15 protein-coding genes and 3 pseudogenes are annotated in these 18068 nt (G+C 51.8%); 7 read left to right on the forward strand and 11 right to left on the reverse strand.

The window, feature by feature from the left end; translation table 11 throughout:
- The first annotated feature begins 135 nt into the window (after nt 1-135).
- Both FQ179_RS14040 and FQ179_RS14045 read left to right on the forward strand, forming a co-directional pair.
- A complete protein-coding gene (locus FQ179_RS14040; protein ID WP_149397940.1) occupies nt 136-894 on the forward strand; it encodes an SDR family oxidoreductase in 759 nt (252 codons plus the stop codon).
- A 56-nt stretch (nt 895-950) separates the two neighbouring features.
- The gene (locus FQ179_RS14045) at nt 951-1961 is read left to right on the forward strand and encodes an Ldh family oxidoreductase (RefSeq protein WP_149397941.1); all 1011 of its coding nucleotides are present in this window, start codon (nt 951-953) and stop codon (nt 1959-1961) included.
- Nucleotides 1962-2013: 52 nt separating this feature from the next.
- On the opposite strand, the gene FQ179_RS14050 is transcribed toward FQ179_RS14045, so the two are convergent.
- From FQ179_RS14050 to FQ179_RS14075, 6 genes are all read right to left on the reverse strand, one after another.
- A complete protein-coding gene (locus tag FQ179_RS14050) occupies nt 2014-2817 on the reverse strand; it encodes an SDR family oxidoreductase (RefSeq protein ID WP_149397942.1) in 804 nt (267 codons plus the stop codon).
- 269 nt (nt 2818-3086) lie between these two features.
- Nucleotides 3087-4253 carry a fumarylacetoacetate hydrolase family protein gene (locus FQ179_RS14055; protein ID WP_149398344.1) on the reverse strand — a complete coding sequence of 389 codons (1167 nt, stop codon included), beginning with the start codon at nt 4251-4253 and terminating at the stop codon, nt 3087-3089.
- 129 nt (nt 4254-4382) lie between these two features.
- Nucleotides 4383-5954 carry an aldehyde dehydrogenase (NADP(+)) gene (locus tag FQ179_RS14060; protein WP_149397943.1) on the reverse strand — a complete coding sequence of 524 codons (1572 nt, stop codon included), beginning with the start codon at nt 5952-5954 and terminating at the stop codon, nt 4383-4385.
- A 245-nt stretch (nt 5955-6199) separates the two neighbouring features.
- Complete coding sequence (locus FQ179_RS14065) at nt 6200-7195, reverse strand: tripartite tricarboxylate transporter substrate binding protein (RefSeq protein WP_149397944.1); 996 nt, start codon at nt 7193-7195, stop codon at nt 6200-6202.
- A gap of 80 nt (nt 7196-7275) precedes the next feature.
- The gene (locus FQ179_RS14070; protein ID WP_149397945.1) at nt 7276-8778 is read right to left on the reverse strand and encodes a tripartite tricarboxylate transporter permease; all 1503 of its coding nucleotides are present in this window, start codon (nt 8776-8778) and stop codon (nt 7276-7278) included.
- A 2-nt stretch (nt 8779-8780) separates the two neighbouring features.
- Complete coding sequence (locus FQ179_RS14075; RefSeq protein WP_149397946.1) at nt 8781-9266, reverse strand: tripartite tricarboxylate transporter TctB family protein; 486 nt, start codon at nt 9264-9266, stop codon at nt 8781-8783.
- Nucleotides 9267-9359: 93 nt separating this feature from the next.
- Here FQ179_RS14075 and FQ179_RS22940 point away from each other — a divergent pair.
- Nucleotides 9360-9465: pseudogene (locus FQ179_RS22940) on the forward strand (IS5/IS1182 family transposase); the annotation flags it as partial.
- Nucleotides 9466-9470: 5 nt separating this feature from the next.
- Nucleotides 9471-9608, forward strand: a pseudogene (locus tag FQ179_RS14080) (IS5/IS1182 family transposase); the annotation flags it as partial.
- A gap of 150 nt (nt 9609-9758) precedes the next feature.
- On the opposite strand, the gene FQ179_RS14085 reads toward FQ179_RS14080, so the two are convergent.
- Nucleotides 9759-10892, reverse strand: a complete 1134-nt coding sequence (locus FQ179_RS14085) for an iron-containing alcohol dehydrogenase (RefSeq protein WP_149397947.1) — start codon at nt 10890-10892, stop codon at nt 9759-9761.
- A 160-nt stretch (nt 10893-11052) separates the two neighbouring features.
- On the opposite strand from FQ179_RS14085, the gene FQ179_RS22740 reads away from it, so the two are divergent.
- Nucleotides 11053-11160 carry a LysR family transcriptional regulator gene (locus FQ179_RS22740; protein ID WP_255474995.1) on the forward strand — a complete coding sequence of 36 codons (108 nt, stop codon included), beginning with the start codon at nt 11053-11055 and terminating at the stop codon, nt 11158-11160.
- A 599-nt stretch (nt 11161-11759) separates the two neighbouring features.
- On the opposite strand, the gene FQ179_RS14095 is transcribed toward FQ179_RS22740, so the two are convergent.
- Complete coding sequence (locus FQ179_RS14095) at nt 11760-13367, reverse strand: AMP-binding protein (protein WP_149397948.1); 1608 nt, start codon at nt 13365-13367, stop codon at nt 11760-11762.
- A gap of 447 nt (nt 13368-13814) precedes the next feature.
- On the opposite strand from FQ179_RS14095, the gene FQ179_RS14100 reads away from it, so the two are divergent.
- Both FQ179_RS14100 and FQ179_RS14105 read left to right on the forward strand, forming a co-directional pair.
- Nucleotides 13815-14240 (forward strand): enoyl-CoA hydratase/isomerase family protein, encoded by a 426-nt coding sequence (locus FQ179_RS14100; RefSeq protein WP_149397949.1) that lies wholly within the window; start codon nt 13815-13817, stop codon nt 14238-14240.
- Between the two features lie 118 nt (nt 14241-14358).
- Nucleotides 14359-15564, forward strand: coding sequence for an ABC transporter substrate-binding protein (locus tag FQ179_RS14105; protein ID WP_149397950.1), 1206 nt, complete (start codon nt 14359-14361; stop codon nt 15562-15564).
- Nucleotides 15565-15678: 114 nt separating this feature from the next.
- On the opposite strand, the pseudogene FQ179_RS22945 reads toward FQ179_RS14105, so the two are convergent.
- The 3 genes and pseudogenes from FQ179_RS22945 to FQ179_RS14125 form a co-directional block, all read right to left on the reverse strand.
- Nucleotides 15679-15858, reverse strand: a pseudogene (locus FQ179_RS22945) (transposase DNA-binding-containing protein); the annotation flags it as partial.
- A gap of 281 nt (nt 15859-16139) precedes the next feature.
- Nucleotides 16140-16790, reverse strand: a complete 651-nt coding sequence (locus tag FQ179_RS14115) for a TetR/AcrR family transcriptional regulator (protein ID WP_149397951.1) — start codon at nt 16788-16790, stop codon at nt 16140-16142.
- Nucleotides 16791-17633: 843 nt separating this feature from the next.
- Nucleotides 17634-18050, reverse strand: a complete 417-nt coding sequence (locus FQ179_RS14125; protein ID WP_149397952.1) for a heme-binding protein — start codon at nt 18048-18050, stop codon at nt 17634-17636.
- Between the last annotated feature and the right edge of the window lie 18 nt (nt 18051-18068).

Raw genomic sequence — 18068 nt, forward strand, 5'->3', positions numbered from 1 at the left:
GCAATTATGATAATCACCTAAGTGTCTGAAGCTGAGGGCTATGGGCGAGGAAAAGAGCGGTACACCACCATCTACCAATTGCTGTGCAGAAATCTAGATACAGCCCCGACATGGCCATAATAAAGGATAGAAACAATGGGTTCAGAAAAGTTTGCGCTGGTCACCGGCGCTGGTTCGGGAATAGGAAAGTGCATTGCGTTGGCGTTAATGCATGAGGGATACTCCGTAGCATTGGCCGGACGCCGCCAGGAGCCTCTTGAGGCTACTGCGCAAGAAGGCAAGGCCTTGGGCGTGCGCACTCTGGTTGTCCCGACCAACATTAGCGACCCTATTGCCGTCAAGCATTTGTTCGCGCAAATAAAAGAACACTTCGGCCGCCTCGATCTTCTTTTCAATAATGCTGGCATCTTCATACAAGCAATGTCGCTCGAAGAGCTGGACTTCGAAAAATGGAAGGCCGCAGTAGACACCAACCAGACGGGGGCCTTCCTATGTACTCAGGAAGCTTTCCGGCTGATGAAGGATCAGCAGCCGCGTGGTGGCCGTATTATCAACAATGGCTCACTTTCGGCATATGTCCCTCGCCCCGAGTCGGTGTCATACACCGTTACCAAGCACGCGATGACCGGCCTGACTAAAGCCACATCGCTGGATGGTCGCAAATATGATATTGCTTGCGGTCAAATCGACATCGGCAACGCCGCCAGCGAAATGACGGAAGTCATCGCCGACACGGGTGTGTTGCAAGCCGACGGTTCGGTCCGGCCAGAGCCCATAATGCAAACGGAGCATGTAGCTCGTGCCGTGGTTTATATGGCCAGCCTTCCGCTTGATGCCAACGTCCAGTTCATGACAGTTATGGCCACCAAGATGCCCTACATTGGCCGCGGATGACGCTCCACCACCATGGGCATAAGGCTGTCATCATCTGAGAAGGCGTAATCGTCCAAATGCAACCCGAAGCCACGGTCCGACTGCCAGAAGAAAACATACGAGAGTTGGTTGTCAAATTTTTTCTGGCACATCATTTAAACCAGCCGCAAGCTGAGTCGATGGCGAATATGTTGACCGCGGCACAAAGAGACGGCAGCTTATCGCACGGTTTGCAAAGGCTGCCCGGCACGCTGGACACGATGGCTCATCCTCATTTCAACAAGCAAGCCGAACCGGTTGCGGAACGCATAACGAGCGTATTTACTCGGGTTGACGCGCAAAATGGTTTCTCTTGTTTAGCGGTAGAACGCGGATTACCCAATCTAACTGAATCGGCACGGGAGTTCGGGGTTGGAATTTTGGCTATCCGTAACGGGTTTCACTCCACCGCTCTCTGGCCGTTGGTCGAAAAGGCAGCAAGCCTTGGCGTTGCGGTCATGTCGATGAATCCGACGCACAGTTACGTTGTACCCACCGGTGGTTCCAAAGCGCTGTTAGGAACAAATCCAATGGCGTTTGCTTGGCCTCGCCCAAATAAACGGCCTTATGTCTTTGATTTTGCGACCTCCGCAGCCGCCCGTGCTGATATCGCTATGCGTAAAAATGCCGGGCAACAGATTCCGGTCGGTTGGGGGGTGGATAAAGACGGGCAAGCGACAACCGATCCGGCAGCGGTCTTGGCTGGCGCCATGTTGCCCTTTGGCAGCCACAAAGGCTCAGCGATCTCAACGATGATTGAATTGCTGGCAGGGCCTATGATCGGTGGCCGAACAAGTCGCGATTGCATGCAGTTTGATCAGGGAGCTGACGCAGCTCCCTGCCATGGTGAATTATTCATCGCATTTTCCCCCGAGCTGATTTCCGGGCCAGAAGCCATGCAGAGCGCTGAGAACCTCTTTAGTGGTTTTAACGAGCAAGAGGCCCGCTTGCCTGGCGACCGGCGTTATGCGATACGCGATGTCAGTGCGCGTGAAGGGATTCCTGTATCGACCTCGTTGTTAAATCGTATTCTCGCGCTGATTCCTTAATACTTTAACTATATCTGCAGCGAGCATCTCCCACTACGGTGAAGTTTACTAACTACGCTCCGGGAAGCATTCCTCCGTCGATCAACAGATTTTGTCCATTGATGTATGACGCATGAATACTACAGAGAAATGCACAAAGTGCGCCGAACTCTTCGGGCGTGCCGAGTCGCCGGGTCGGAATCATTTGCTCATCCTCCGCACGTAACTGCTCGTCAGATTTTCCTGTCCGTTTAGACGCAAATGCTCGGGCCGATGCTAACCTATCAGTATCAAATTTGCCGGGAAGAATGTTATTGATCGTCACTCCCTTGGCCGCTATGGCCGAACGAGCCAATCCGGCAGTGAACCCTGTCAGCCCACTACGAGCACCATTGGATAGCCCGAGTATATCTATAGGTGACTTAACCGCGCTCGAAGTAATATTTATAATCCTCCCAAACTCGCGTGACGCCATTCCATCAACGGTAGATTTTATGAGCTCGATAGGTGTAAGCATGTTCGCATCGAGCGCATTGATCCAAGCAGCACGATCCCAATCCCTAAAGTCCCCAGCGGGAGGCCCACCAGCATTCGTTACTATGATGTCAAAATCGTACCCAGGTCCACCTGATGCGGAGAAAACAGCAGCTCTCCCCTCGATGGTGGTGATATCAGCAGCAACGCCGATTACGCTAATTGGAGCGTCATCGGGCGCGATGCCTGTCAGTACCTGACATGCCGCCTCTAGCGGACCCGAAGTTCTGGCGTTAACCACCAAATTGACACCTGCTTGGGCTAACGCTTTGGCACAGCCAAAACCCAAACCTTTACTAGCGCCAGCTACTAATGCCCATCTTCCTTGAATACCAAGATCCATACTATTTTCCTGTAACAACGATAATGAAAAGCGAACCACCTGGGTAAAATCCCATAAGGTTGGACGCTGCGCTGCAATTTCTGTTCAATGCGAGATCAATCTTTCGGAGTTTGTCGGATTCAACTTTTCAATGTTAGTTAAGGGGTGCCTTGACGGAAATCAGTGACCGAAATCGGATAAAGACTTCGGTTTCCAAGGAAAGCACCAATTTAGAATCGAACAAACCGTAAGCCGTGGTCTGTCCCCATTTAACCTAAAAACACGTAAATTCAAGTCAGCAGACCGCGCGCCGCTAGGTTGCGATATAGCGCCCGTACGCCAAACGTCCAGGGGTCGATTGTCGTGGACAGTTGCACCGTATTGACGAGAGTGCCCAGCGACGGGCTTCTAATGGAGACGCGATCGCCCAGGTGATGGGTAAACCCGCTACCGGCTACGCCACGATCCTTGACCGGCGAAAACATGGTGCCCAAAAACAACATGAAACCGTCGGGATATTGATGGTGCGCGCCACATGTTTGCTGCACCAAGTCAAGCGGATCACGGCTTATTTCACGCATATCGCTCACGCCTTCCAGGACGAAGTCGTCGTCTTCACCTTCGATCAGCAACGAAACTTTGGCTTCGCGAACCGTATCGATGGAAAAATCGTCGTCAAACAAACGGATGAAGGGCCCAATGGCGCATGACCCATTGTTATCTTTGGCTTTGCCCAGCAACAGCGCGCTAAGGCCTTCGATGTCGCGTAGATTCACATCATTGCCCAGCGTAGCCCCTACGCTGCGGCCGTATCGATCCACAGCCAGGACGATTTCAGGCTCCGGATTATTCCAGTTTGAATCGGGAAGCAGGCCGACCTGGGCACCGAAACCCACCGCCGACATCGGTTGCGCCTTGCTGAAGACCTCGGCATAAGGCCCTATGCCCACTTCCATGTACTGCGACCAGGCATTGCGCCGCTGCAGCGCTTCCTTAAGCGCCTCGGCCTTTGCCGACCCGGGCTTGATGCGGGATAAATCGTCGCCAATCAGTTTCTGGATTTCAGCACGGATTTCGGCGGCATGCGCAGCATTGCCGTGCGCCTGCTCCTCGATCACGCGCTCGAGCATACTGACTGCAAAGGTAACACCGCAAGCCTTGATGGCCTGGACATCGCAAGGTGCCAGTAACGAAAGCCCAGTGCCATCTGGATTGGTCAGCAATGACGAAACCGAACCTAACGATACGCCCGCAGCAGAGCGAGCTACCGCGATCGCATCGGACCGATCCAGCAAGTCGGCCATGGTTGGCGCATGCGCGGTGATGTCAACGACCTCCCCTTCACGCACAGCGATAATCGAAGGCCCCGGTATCGGCCCATCGCACCACACGCGCCCGACCAGCGTGGCCCGGTTCGCATCGACTGGCAGAAGTTCACTTACAGAAAAATTTTTCATGGCAAAAGTAAGAGTCATTAAAAAAAGCCAAAAAAGCGGTTTGTATCAAACGACCGAGCCACCGCGGCGATTGCGGCGTATTGGTCGGTGAAGCGGCTCTTGAATCTGCGCTACGGGGCAGTTCTTGACTTACGCGTTTTCGAGCCTGGGTATGGCAAACGGATTGGCGTTTTGCAGGGCCGCAGGCAGGAACACATCGGGGATGTCCTGGTACGACACGGGACGCAGAAACCGGTAGATGGCGGCGGTGCCCACCGACGTGCTGCGGCTGTCCGAGGTGGCCGGGAAAGGGCCGCCATGGACCATGGCATCGCAAACCTCGACGCCGGTTGGATAGCCGTTGGCCAAAATGCGCCCGACTTTCAGTTCCAGCGCGGCAATCAATGACAAGACCAGGTCTTCATCCTGGTCGGGCGCCATTTGCAACGTAGCCGTAAGCTGGCCTTCGAGGGCCTCGGTAATGGCCAGCATTTGCTGTGCGGTGGTACATTTTATGATCAGCGAACTGGATCCGAACACTTCCACGCCCAGGCCATGAGAGTCCTTCAGGAACGCCTCGGCGCTGGTGCACAGGAGAGCCGATTGGCACTGGTTGGGGGCGTCGGAATCTTTGCCGCGCGCCAACACGGTGATGTCCGGATTCAGCACCAACTGATTCAGGCCAGTTTCGTACGCTTTATGGATGCCGGGGGTTAGCATGGTGGCCGTCGGGCTGACGACCACGGCGGCTTCGGCCGCCTTGATGAAGGCATCGAGTTCGGGCGAGTCGACCCCGATGGCCAGCCCCGGGTTGGTGCAAAATTGGCCGGCGCCCATAAGCAGCGACGCTACAAATCCCTGGGCGATTTTTTCGGCATCGGCCTTGAGCGCGCCAGGCATAAGGAACACGGGGTTGATGCTGCTCATTTCGGCATAGACTGGAATCGGTTCGGGACGGGCGGCGGCGGTTTTCATAAGCGCTAAGCCACCTGCGCGTGATCCGGTGAAGCCGACCGCCTTGATCGAGGGATGGGATACCAGTGCCTGGCCAACATCTCTTCCTGTACCGAAAATCAGCGAGAACACGCCTTCGTGCAGGCCACATTCGACCACCGCCGCACGCACGGCGCGGCCAACCATTTCAGAGGTGCCGGGGTGAGCCGAGTGCCCCTTCACAATGACGGGTGCACCTGCGGCCAGTGCCGAGGCCGTGTCGCCGCCGGCTACGGAAAAAGCCAGAGGGAAATTGCTGGCGCCAAACACAGCGACCGGGCCAAGGGGGATGTAGCGCAGACGGATGTCGCTGCGCGGCATGGGCTTGCGATCCGGCTGTGCATGGTCAATGCGGGCATCGATCCAGCGGCCGGCCCGTACTACCGAGGCAAACAGCCTCAACTGACCCACGGTTCGACCGCGTTCGCCTTCGATGCGACCCTTGGGCAGGCCTGATTCCAGGCTGGCGCGTGTGATGAGATCGTCGCCCAGCGCCATGATCTGTTCGGCGATCTGTTCAAGAAATGAAGCACGCTGTTCAAGACTGGTTTCGCGATAGCTATGGAAAGCGGTGCGCGCCAGTTCGCAGGCTTGCTCGACCTGGGCCTTAGTGCCGCCTAGGTAAGCGGGCTCTAGGAACTCGCCTGTAGCCGGGTTGATGGCCTTGATTTCCTTTGTCATACCGACGATATCATTCGCGCCGATGAGCATACTTCCGGTCAGTTTCATTAAAGTGCCTTTGCATGTAGATAGGATTGCGCGTCTCTTCTCGCAATCGGATTGCGAAGCGCGGCCCTTTTCGTTAGATGATCAAACAGCTCAGACTCACATAAAGCATGTCTTGAAAGGGCAATTGTCTCGACAATGCAGTCATTGAGCGCTTCTAGCGGGTGCCTGAAGCAAGTAACCAACCAGGGAACGGTATGAAAAACCCGAAGCCCATCCTATGAGGATGGGCTGTCTCGGTTAATGGATTAGTCTTTGGCCAGACCAACTTTTTTCATGATTTCCCCGAATTCGGCGTCCGAATCGGCCATGAATTGCCCAAAATCCTCGGAGCCACGCCACTTCATGCCGTAGCCCTGCTTCTTCATGAAGTCTTTGTACTCACTACTGTTATAAACTTTCTCCAATGCCGCTTCCAAGGTGGATCGCGCTTCTTCCGGCATCTCCTTCGGACCCACAACACCACGCCACTCATTGAGCGAATAGTCGCTGCCCGTTGCTTCCTTATAGGTTGGAACGTCCGGAAACGCCAGATTCCGTTCAGCCGATACTACTCCCAAGCTCTTGGCTTTGCCCGCCTGGATCATGGCACGTGCTTCCGGAATGGAGCAAGGGGCAATCTGTATGCCACCTGCAACCAAATCGCGCATCGCCGGCGCAGCACCATCACTGGGGATCCAGCTTACCTTCTTGGGATCAATCCCCTGATCCAGCAAAAGCCCATAGAACAAGATATGCCAGCTCCCGCCAAGACCCGTACCGGACGCTTTGAAGGTTCCAGCTGGTTTCTCCTTGATCTCGCTAATCAGGTCATTGATATTTTTATATGGTGCATCCGCGCTTACCTGTATCGAGCTCGGATCGAAGTTCATTTGAGCGATTGGCGTGAAGTCTTTATAAGTCAGTTTCGTAAGACCCAGCCAGTGCATCATGTTGACCTCGCCCGTGGCGTACCCAACGGTATAGCCATCAGGCTGCGCCTGCATCATGGCGGTATGACCGACAACGCCGCTGCCGCCTGCTCTGTTCACCACATTGACGGGCTGACCAAGTTCCTGCTGGAGGCCATGTGCAATGATGCGGGCGGTTGCATCGGTCCCACCACCAGCAGCCCACGGAACAATTATCGTGATCGGCCGTTCCGGATATGCCGCGTTGGCTATCGGTGCCACGGCAAGTGCAAGTAGACAAGCCGTTACACCGACTCTTCCCCCAAACAGGTTGCTAATTTTATTTAGTTGCATTTTATGTCTCCTGGTCGTTATGAAGTTAAAACCACGTTGTTACAACAACAAAGTAAGTACTTCTTTTTTGATAAAATTCTTTACACAGCCTGCGGTTTGTTTCGAAGAGCATGTCTCATCCAAATCTTTATAAGAAGCGGCAAGAACCAAAGGGCAATCGTCGCGACGCCCAAGCCTGCGGCAATCGGGCGCTCAAAAAATGACAAGAGATCACCATTACTCTTCAGCATGGATGACATGAAATTCCGCTCTAGAATGGGTCCCAGTACCATCCCCAGGATGATGGGCGCCAGGGGAAAATCGTTCTCTTCCAGCACATAAGCCAAGATCCCGATGACCAGCATGACGCCCACATCAAACACGCTGTTGTTGATGGCAAACGCGCCGACAATGCTGAAAATCAGTACGAGCGGCATGAGTATCTCTCTTGGTACGGCCAGCACCTTGCTTGCAGATATAATGGCAAGATAGCCAAGCGGCAACAAAAGGACATTTGCCAAGAGAAAAATAATAAATATGGCGTTGATGGTCTCGGGCTGTTGTATGAAAATCATTGGCCCCGGGTTAAGGCCCTTCATGTACAAAACGCCAATCGCAATCGCAGTAATGGAGTCCCCGGGGATCCCAAATACCAGTGCAGGAATCCAAGCGCCGCTCAGGCCAGCATTGTTGGCCGAGGTAGATGAAATGATTCCCTCAATGTGCCCCTTGCCAAACTTCTCACTTTGTTTTGATAGCTTTTTACTCACGGCGTAGCTGATCCACGCGGCGATATCAGAGCCTGCACCAGGAAGTGCCCCGATAAAAACGCCCAGAACGCTACCTTGAATATAGTTCTTCCAATACCGTTTGAAGAGTCCGGGAACTTTGCGGAACACGCTCCCGCTCTGGTGCGGTAATCGTGGCAAGCCTCCCACCACCGACATTCCCCGAATGACCTCCGATACCGCGAACAGGCCGATCATCGCCGGGATGAAGCTCACGCCACCTGTAAGATCTGCACTACCAAATGTAAAGCGTGGGTACCCTGTCATGATATCTAGCCCGACGTTGGCGATGAATAGACCAATCAGCAGCGAGATGAGTCCTTTCACGAGTGATGAAGGACTAATGAATACGGCACACGAGAGCCCCAGGAGCGAAAGCCAAAAATACTCGTACGACCCGAAACGCAACGCAACTTGCGCAAGCATCGGCGCAAAGAGGACCAGCATGAGACAACCAAATAGGCCCCCAGCGACTGAAAATGACAGGTTGGCGCCCAGACAGTAGCGGGACTTACCTTGCTTGGTGAGGGCATAGGCATCCTCCACATAAGCTGCCGACGACGGAGTACCCGGTATTCTCAGAAGCGCCCCCGGAATATCCCCCGAAAAGATCGCCATGGCTGTGGCTGTCACGATGGATGCGATGGCCGGAAGCGGATCCATGAAAAACGTGACTGGAACCAGCAAAGCCACGGCCATCGTGGCCGTAAGACCCGGAATGGCGCCAACAAAGAGGCCAAACATACCCGACAACAGTATCGTAAGGAGAACCGTTGGCGTAAATACCAGATCAACTGCCTGCAGCAAGATATCCATGATTAGAGCAACCAGGTGATTGGTTGAAAGAAACCGTAGGGTAGCGGCACAAGAAGAAATTTGGCAAAAACCACATCTATAAATAGCGTGGCAACCACCGCAATTAGAAGTGCAGAAACCCAATGAACGCGCAACCACAGCATGAAGGCGCCAAGTATGAGTAGACTTGTTATGAAGAACCCGAGATTCGCCGCAAATGCCATGTAGAAAACTATTGCTACGGGAACTAGAAGCATACTGACGATATTTCGTGGGGATCTCGCCCACTCACCAAACTGTACCCATCGCTGCCCTGACACAAGGCGAGCACGGACCCCGTTCCAGACCATCACCAAACCGGAAATCACGAAGCCGATTCCGATAATGGACGGAAAGAGCGAAGCACCATAGTCTAAGCCACCCGCATTGGGGAAGGTGCTGGCCCGAAGGAACATGGCCACGCCAAAAAGCATGACGATCAGGCCAATAACGGAATCGTTAAACTTCATTGAGAGTGCGTCCCGCCTTGGTTAGTCTAAGGAAACTCTGAACAAGTCCCCCTTCGGGGAAAATGGAGTTCATTGATCACCCCCATATTTATCGGCCGACGCCCTGACGCGCTGCAGGCGATGCTGCTCATTCACTTCATGCAGCAATGGTTTGCCCACTCGGACCCAGCTATGCCGGAGTCGCTCTACGACGTCTCGCCGTTGCGCCATTTCGGCCATATGAAAGTGCGCTATCGCGGGCTGACCAAGAACACGGCTCAATTGTTTACGCTGTTTGGGCTGAGTAACCTGTGGATGGCGCGGCGTCGATTGTTGGCGCAAACGGGAGAAAGGCGTCCATGAGGGGCGAAAAGGCCCATACAGGGGTTCGTCCAGCACCTCCGAGCCCAAATAACAGGTTTTTTGCGCAATATGGACGTCATTTTCTCTCGTCATAATTTTCTTATAATTGAAATATCCATTGCTCTGCCGTCCTTAGTTAATCGCTAAGAATTAGAGCGACTCTTTGAGCAAGCGGCGATAGTCGTCGCGACTTGCGTCCAAGGGATTGGTGTTGTGGCTGTGATCAGCCAAGGCACCCTCAATTATGCGGTCAAATAGTTCTTCACCTACGTCGATCTGGCTCAGGCGGGTAGGTAGCCCCAGACGCGCAGTCATGTCGTATACGGCCTGGGCGACATCGGTATCAGCGGGCAGTCCCATTGCCTGCGCCATGCGAGCCAGTTTATTTTCACTGACCATGGTGTCGGCGCTTGCGTTGAAGCGAATCACTGCAGGCAGCAAGATCGCATTCAGGGTTCCGTGGTGCAGGACCGGGTTGATACCACCCAGAGCGTGGCTCAGGCTGTGCACGCAACCCAAGCCTTTCTGGAAAGCCAAGGCACCCTGCATAGAGGCGCTCATCATGTTCAGGCGAGCGTCACGGTTACCAGGTTCCAGTGTGGCGATTTCAATGTGTGCCCAAGCGCGACGCAGACCATCCAATGCAATACCATCTGCGGGCGGATTGAATGCAGGGGCCATGAAAGTTTCCATGCAGTGTGCAATAGCGTCCATGCCGGTTGCTGCCGTCATGCCGGCGGGTAGTCCCAAGGTTAGTTCTGGATCACAAATGGCAACCCTGGGCACGACAAAGGGAGATATCACACCGACCTTGCGGCCATCATCCAGAATCAAGATGGCGCCGCGCCCTACTTCACTGCCTGTGCCCGCCGTGGTGGGGATCGCGATGACCGGGGCCGTTGCGGCAGTGATACGTTTTAAGCCATCCTCAATAACGGCGAATTCGCGCAGAGGCCCCGGATGGGTTGCGCAGACGGCAACCCCTTTAGCCAGATCAATAGATGAACCGCCACCGAGTGCAATAACGCCGTCACAATTCTTTTCTTGATACAGCGCGACGGCAGCACGTACTACACTTTCACTGGGGTTCGGGGGCGTCTGGTCGAATACCACTGCCGGTAAATCTAGGTATTGCTGGACCTGATCTAACAATCCGGCTTTTCGTATGCCCGCGTCTGTAACAATCAGCGGACGGTTTATCCCCAGTTTGACACACTCATCTCTTAATAAACGAACGCTTCCGAAGCCGAACTGCACCTGAGTAATATAATTGATAAGCGCCATATTTGTTACTGCCTATATAGTATTAGTAGTGAGATGTCACACTGATTACCAACTATAACGATATGTGCTCGCTTGGCCTAATGACAACTACTGATGCGCTCATAACTAACGCTTATGCCGGGTTTACCCTCCCTCAGCTCCATTATTACTCGATTTGCGCATGCGCCAACTGCGCCTGCTGATTTCCCTGCATGAGCTTGGTACCGTGCAGAAAGCGGCTGATGCGGTAGGTTTATCCCAGCCCGATGCAACCAAAGCACTAAACTAAATTGAAGCCACGCTGGGAGTGCAACTGTTTCTTCGGACTAATCGAGGGTTGGAAATCACCGCTATGGGCTTGTGTGCCGTGCGTTATTCGCGACTGATCCACACTAATTTGGCGGCTTTTCATGAAGAAATTTGAGACATACTGAAAGGTCATGGCGGGCGGCTATCTGTGATGGCCGTCGATGCCGCCGGCCCTTTCTGCGACGCAGCAGCGTAAACGACATGGAATGGCTCACATAAGTATATGAGGCGGCGACTTTATTCTATTTGAACCGTATATAGATAACTTTAGCCTTTCTTATTCAAGCCATCGCCTCAATGTGTGTTTATCGGACGCATACCGATGAGGCACAGGCTTGTCCATTACTGACCGAGATGTATCATTAGCAATAACCCAGTCTCCACTCTGCTGTGTGTAGATAAGCCTGCCAGTCTAAATAAGAAGTTACGGGCTTCAAGAATTTAACGAGAGCTAGGAGTACAAATACCCCTGAGCCGCACATGATGGCCCGCTGCCTGATTTGTCCCGCTGGGTTGGAAGGGGCGGATTACCCTTGGCTGCCTGTTACTGTTACCGTATGGGCATTCTCATATAAAACCTTATAAGGCCCGTTTTAGGGTTAAGCCAGCCTTCTCCCGATCCCAAGTGTCTGCGGTCAACCCTTCTGTGCGAAGTTTGTGCTTTTGTAGTTTCCCACTAGCAGTTTTCGGTAATTCATTAACTATTCTTATATAACGAGGAACCATATAATGTGGCAACCTCTCTGCCAGAAATACGACTAACTTCGCAAGATCTAGTGAGGCGCCCGCAATCGGTGTGATGACGGCGAGTACCTCTTCTTCGCTGTATTCACTCGGCACGGCAATGGCCACTGCTTCCTGGATTCCAGGATAACTACATATCTCGCCTTCAAGTTCAAACGAAGAAATATTTTCACCACGCCGTCGGATAATATCTTTGAAGCGATCGACGAAATAGAAATTATTATCTTGGTCTTCTTTGAATGCATCCCCAGTGTGGAACCACCCATTTCGAGTTGCTTGTACAGTCGCTTCAGCATCATTAAAATATCCCGAAAAGAGCGCCCATGGTCGATGTGATCGAACCAATAATTCACCAACTTCCCCGGGAGAAACTGCTTGATCTTGCGCGTCAGCTACACGCAACTCGAACCAGGGGCGTGCCTGCCCGCACAGCCCAGATTTGGAGATTCCCGGACCAGCACTAAGTGGGCTTGCGATTTCCGTCATGTTATATACGGTGTATAGGTCAACGTGAAATCGATCACGAAACTTGACTGCCTCATCGCCAAAAGGAACGATAAACACCTTTTTTAATGGATGCTGAGTATCTTGATCAGAAGGTGGCTGTTTCAATAAAAAATTAGCCATGACACCCAGCAGCAAAACCACTGTGCTTTTCGTTTCGCGTATTGCATCCCAAAATTCTGCGGTCTGAAACGCCTTCATCATCGCAATGGATCCGCCACAGGCCAGCATCGCGTACACGTACAGCGTGCTTCCACAATGAAAGATGGGGCCTGCGATCATGCAGCGGTCTGCTTCTACGATGCAGTCGAAAGCATCTGGTCCCATTGTATAAAGCTGCACGTACGAGGATACAACTCCCTTTGGAAAGCCGGTTGTGCCAGACGTGTACATGATTGCTTGAGTATCCCAAGGCTCAATGGGCTTTTCTGTCGAGAGAGCGTCGACGTCAACATCCCTGACGTCGATTAACTGTTCACAGGAGAAATCTGGAATAGTTTTAGGAGGCTCACCATCGACAGTGAGTATGCGTTGCAAATCACCGTGGTCGATACCCTCTAGACGACCGACCAGTGAGGCTTGTGCAACCATCAATGTTGCTTTGACGTTATTGAGTATGCGTCCCAAGGGCTTTCCTTTGGATGCTGTATTCAAGGGCACGTAGACGGCACCAATATAGTTAATAGCGAACCAGGTAACTAGTAGTTCGGGGCCGTTGCCGAGCCAGCATAGAACCCTGTCGCCTTGGCGTACATGTTCGGCGAGCAAAGTGGCTGCCCGTGCCTGAACCATTTGCAACGTTTTCGCGTACGTCCAGCTCGGACCACCATGAAATACTACAAAAATCTTATCCGGTGTATTTTGCGCATGTGATTCCAGCATGTAGCGTAATACGCATGTCTCACGGCTTGGGATCACCGTATTGTGTTCTGTCTTCATGGGCTGTCTCCAGAATGATATCTACGCAGATCTGTATAAGTAAGCTGTGTTGAACTTTCAGGCCTTCGCTACCTCCTCGAACGCAACCGCCTGGCTAAACGCCCTGCAAGCATGTGGAAAGTATGCGGATTAGCTTGCACGAGCTATGGGATCGTTTTGTGCCTGATACGCGCTTGAAGACCTACAGGCTGGCAGCGATTGGAGCAAACCAGTAACGTTCGGGCTTCCTTTCCCATCTCAGGAAAGATTTTAAAAAACTCGGTGACATCTTTGCCTATTACGCCAGATCTACTAAGTTACTCGGATGGCCCACTGTGTTATTCAGGTGCTCGGACGAACATTTCGCTTGCCAACCTAGAGGTTAATCGTTGACAATAAACAAACATACTAGGTAGTACGTAACTGCCTGCTAGTATATTCTAGACCGTAGAAAAAGAGGTGAAGTACATGCCTCGTTTCGAAGAGGTTTCAGACATAATGCTACGAATTGAACATAATGGCGTTGTTGCAACGGTGAGTTTCGACAGGGGCAAGAAAGCCAATGCATTAGATCTGGTCTCGATTCGCGCCCCCACTGAGGCTGCACGTCAACTCGAAAGAGACGATACGTTACGCGTAGCAGTGTTAACCGGAACTGCGAAAATGTTTTGCGCAGGCATTGATCTCTCTGATCGCGCGCTATGGGCAAATAACGAACCGTTGATCATGCAGCGGACGTTTGCCGAAGGGCAATCTATGTGCCGAGCGTGGGCGAGCCTTCCTCAACTGACAATCGCTGCGATTGACGCCCAAGTATTTCCTATCGACCTAGCACATGCTCAGTGTGATCAATTTTTACGATGCCGGCAACTGTCGACAACCCATATTGAATAATTCAATCTTTAAATAAGCGTTAGCCGGTTGGGCCATGTTGTGGAAGCTGTGTTTTAGAGCATTACTCGTTATAAATAGATCTGCTATATGCAGACGTTCTGTTAATTGGAGGAGTTTTATGAGCCGTTTACTTACCGTATTATTCACACTTTCGGTACTCACAGTATCAATGCAAGCTAAGGCGATCGATCCGATACGTATCGGTGTGTTGACTGATCTATCAGGAATGAATGCTGACCTGTCTGGCAAAGGCTCTGTTGAGGCTGCCAAAATGGCTGTAGATGATTTTGGTGGCAAAGTTTTGGGACGCACTATAGAAGTCATATCAGCGGACCACCAGAACAAGACAGATATTGGTTCTGCAATTGTACGCAAATGGATAGACCAAGAAAACGTCAAAGCAGTAGTCGATGTTCCGACTTCCTCTGTGGCGCTGGCTGTACAGGACCTCACGCGTCAAGCCAATATCGCCTTCCTAATTTCAACGGGTGGGTCCTCTGATCTCACTGGTAAGCATTGCTCTCCCTCGACAGTGCAATGGACCTATGACACTTATGCGCTTGCTAATGGTACGGGACGAGCGTTGACCGAATCTGGTGAGAAAACCTGGTATTTTTTGACTGCTAATTATGCATTTGGCTCTGCTTTGCAACGCGATACTACGGCCGCAATTGAAGCGACTGGCGGTAAAGTCTTAGGCTCCGTGCGTCATCCACTGGGAACAATCGATTTCTCTTCTTTTTTACTGCAGGCGCAGTCATCAAAAGCACAAATGATAGCTTTAGCGAATTCTTCGGGAGATACGACTGCGGCAATCAAGCAAGCGAATGAATTTGGCCTGATTACGGGTGGCCAAAAACTGGCTTCTTTGCTAATGTTTATTTCCGATGTCGACGGCCTCGGGCTGGATAAGGCTCAGGGCTTGCTGCTTACGACCGGTTTTTACTGGGATATGGATGAAAAAACCAGAGCATGGTCCAAGAGGTTTGCGCCTCACAACGATGGAAAAATGCCGACGATGGCACAGGCTGGCGTTTATTCGGTCGTGCTGAATTTTCTGAAAGGTGTGGAGGCCAGTGGTAGCCTCGAAGGAGAGGCGGTGGTTGGGCAAATGCGCGACATGAAGATCGATGATATGTTTGCACGCAATGCCTATCTACGTGTTGACGGTCGTCTTGTGCACGATATGTACCTGGCACAGGTAAAAACGCCGTCTGAATCAAAAGGCCGTTGGGATTACTACAAAATACTACGGACAATTCCAGGTGACAAGGCGTTTCGACCGTTAGCCGAAGGTGGATGCCCTCTGGTTGATTCAAAATAGTTCTGATGTTGATGGGAACAACTCTCGTGTTTTAGCCTATCACCAGGCAAATTCAAAAAAACCAAGTCTTTTCCAATTTGTTGATGAGTCGGAAGGGATGCCTGAATTCAGAAGTCAGGCATCCTTCAGACTTATTTCATATTGACTGGCCAAAATATTGTCTACTGTTTGTTCAGCGGGAATTAACTTGGCCGGCCAAGATAGTTGACGCGCGACACCTGTCCCTTTTCCGTTCGATAAGAACCGATAAACAGCTTTTGTGTTTGCCCAATCCTGACACGCAAATGGCAGACTGTTACCGACGCCATTTCACAAGTGTTTCATCAGACGTTCAATGCGATTATCCAACCGCTTATCACCGAATCGGCTAAATAGCCAATTGATTAGCTAGCCATCGGACAGTTTGCTATTAACTATAGAAAATAAAATCCTGGTTGGGCGAGGCATGAACTTACTCCTCACAGCTACAAACCTTTGTGAGATATTTATATAAATTTGTGTATAAATGCAAGGTTCATCGTGCGCTTACATACATGAACGCCTGGAGGGAAACAGCTACTCTAAGGTCGAGAATACTAAACCCGAGTACTCAAACCGTTCATCAGACTTTCAACAAGCTTGTCGGCCAAAATGAGCCGATCATGGTGCGTTTCATTTGGGCGCGGACGGTACCATACAACAAGCCAACTTATGGAGCCGAGGGCAGCCTTGATCGCGATCGACACGTCGGATATCTGCAGCGAACCGTCCTGGACGCCATCGAGTGCAACAGTTTTGAACAACGATTCAAAATCGTTCCGAATTGCCATTAGCTCGGCCAAGACGCACCGTTGTGCGGGTGTTGTGGCAATTATCCGGTACATGTGCACGCCCTGAACTACCACCGTCTCGAAAGGAAGGTTCTCCATCATGGAGAGCGCATATTGCTTCAACATCAGTGAGAGGCGTTGTGCTCCCGTTCCTTCTTGTGCCATGGCGGGTGCGATCGCCGCGAAGTTTCGACGCATCCCTTCGCGGTGCACATCGAAAAATAAATCTACTTTTGAACAGTAATAGTGATATATCCGGCCTTTGGTAGAACTGATCCGGCGCGCCACGTCGTCAATACTGCTCGCGTGGAACCCACGTTCCATGAAACTCTCTGCGGCAGCAGTCAAAACCTCCATGTTGCCGCTACCATCGTTGCGAGGTCGATTTCTGTCAAGGTTTGTTGATACCTGATTCATACAGCCCCTAAAGTTTCTTGGTCGTGGATAAGATCTTGGTTCTTGTTGGAATTAAGCTAGACCTTACTCACCAGTTGCGTGTCTTTTGAGACCGTCAAGACCAGGGCGCATTATTACAGGATCTATTTATTATCACCCGTGTGGCGCTGTGTATATGTATTCTACAAGCCCACAACAGTGGTCGTTGACAGTATTTGCAGATTTTAATCAAGTACTCAGGGTACGCATTATTGCCAAGCGTACAGAGACAACATTGCGTGAAGCCAGCCGCTAATCGCTAAATTTTATCATGAATAGTTGACCCATTAACAACAGACAAGTTGACGCCATTCCAAATGCCAGCTGAAGCACCTCGGGTTTTATCTGCCCCCTAAGACTTGGGCAATTAAACAGACTCTACATGATTTTGTACCCAACTTTGGAGGCAGGTCGCTGGCATCAAGACCCTGCCGACGATGGCTGTTTATGCTGACCTCAAGAACGCCGTCAGAGCGACCTCCGAAGGTCTGCGACAAGAAGCGGGAGCGAACCTGCGTGTGACCGTCATCTCTGGCGCGCTTACTCGAACGTACAAAGTTCATCATCAATATTGTCAACTGGAAACATGTCTTGAGTTGCTAATTCGACAGACTTTATTACTCCGTTTTACACCCTACCCTCAACAAGAATGGCCAGCACGGAACTTAACGTTTTGTCCAGCAAAAGTTGACCCCACCAAAGATGATTAACGAGCAAGCGCATCCACGTCGAAGCTGGATGCGCGAATGAATACGATGTAAGCAGAAACCACGTTGTTCTCCTTTATCCATGGCACGTAAATATAACGATTACGTGGAAAGCAATTTAGGCTAGAAGACCAAACGCCCGTAGTGCGTCCTCGGCGGCTTCATGATCCTGCGCCGATGTGCCGCCTGAGACACCAAGGCCACCTTCAAGTTTGCCATCCAAGACAATTGGCACACCGCCACCCACGGCCATGAGCCGCGGATGCTGAGCCAACGGCGCCACCATTGGGTCGCTCATGTACTGATTCCACTGGTAAGTAGACAAACCAAACGATGCTGCTGTCCATGCTTTATCTATGGCAACTTCAGCCGTCAAAAAGGGAGCGCTGTCGGCACGCTCAAAAGCGCGCAAGTGGCCCCCCGCATCGGTAATAGCAATCGTAGCGGCAAACCCACGTAAAGAGCATGCCTGGCGGGCATGTGCGAGCAGTTCATGGGCCTGTTCCAGGCTCAGAGTATTGGTGTGTGAATTCATGGCTATTCCTGATGTTGA

This window comes from Pusillimonas sp. ANT_WB101, from assembly GCF_008369125.1.
GTDB lineage: Bacteria > Pseudomonadota > Gammaproteobacteria > Burkholderiales > Burkholderiaceae_B > Allopusillimonas.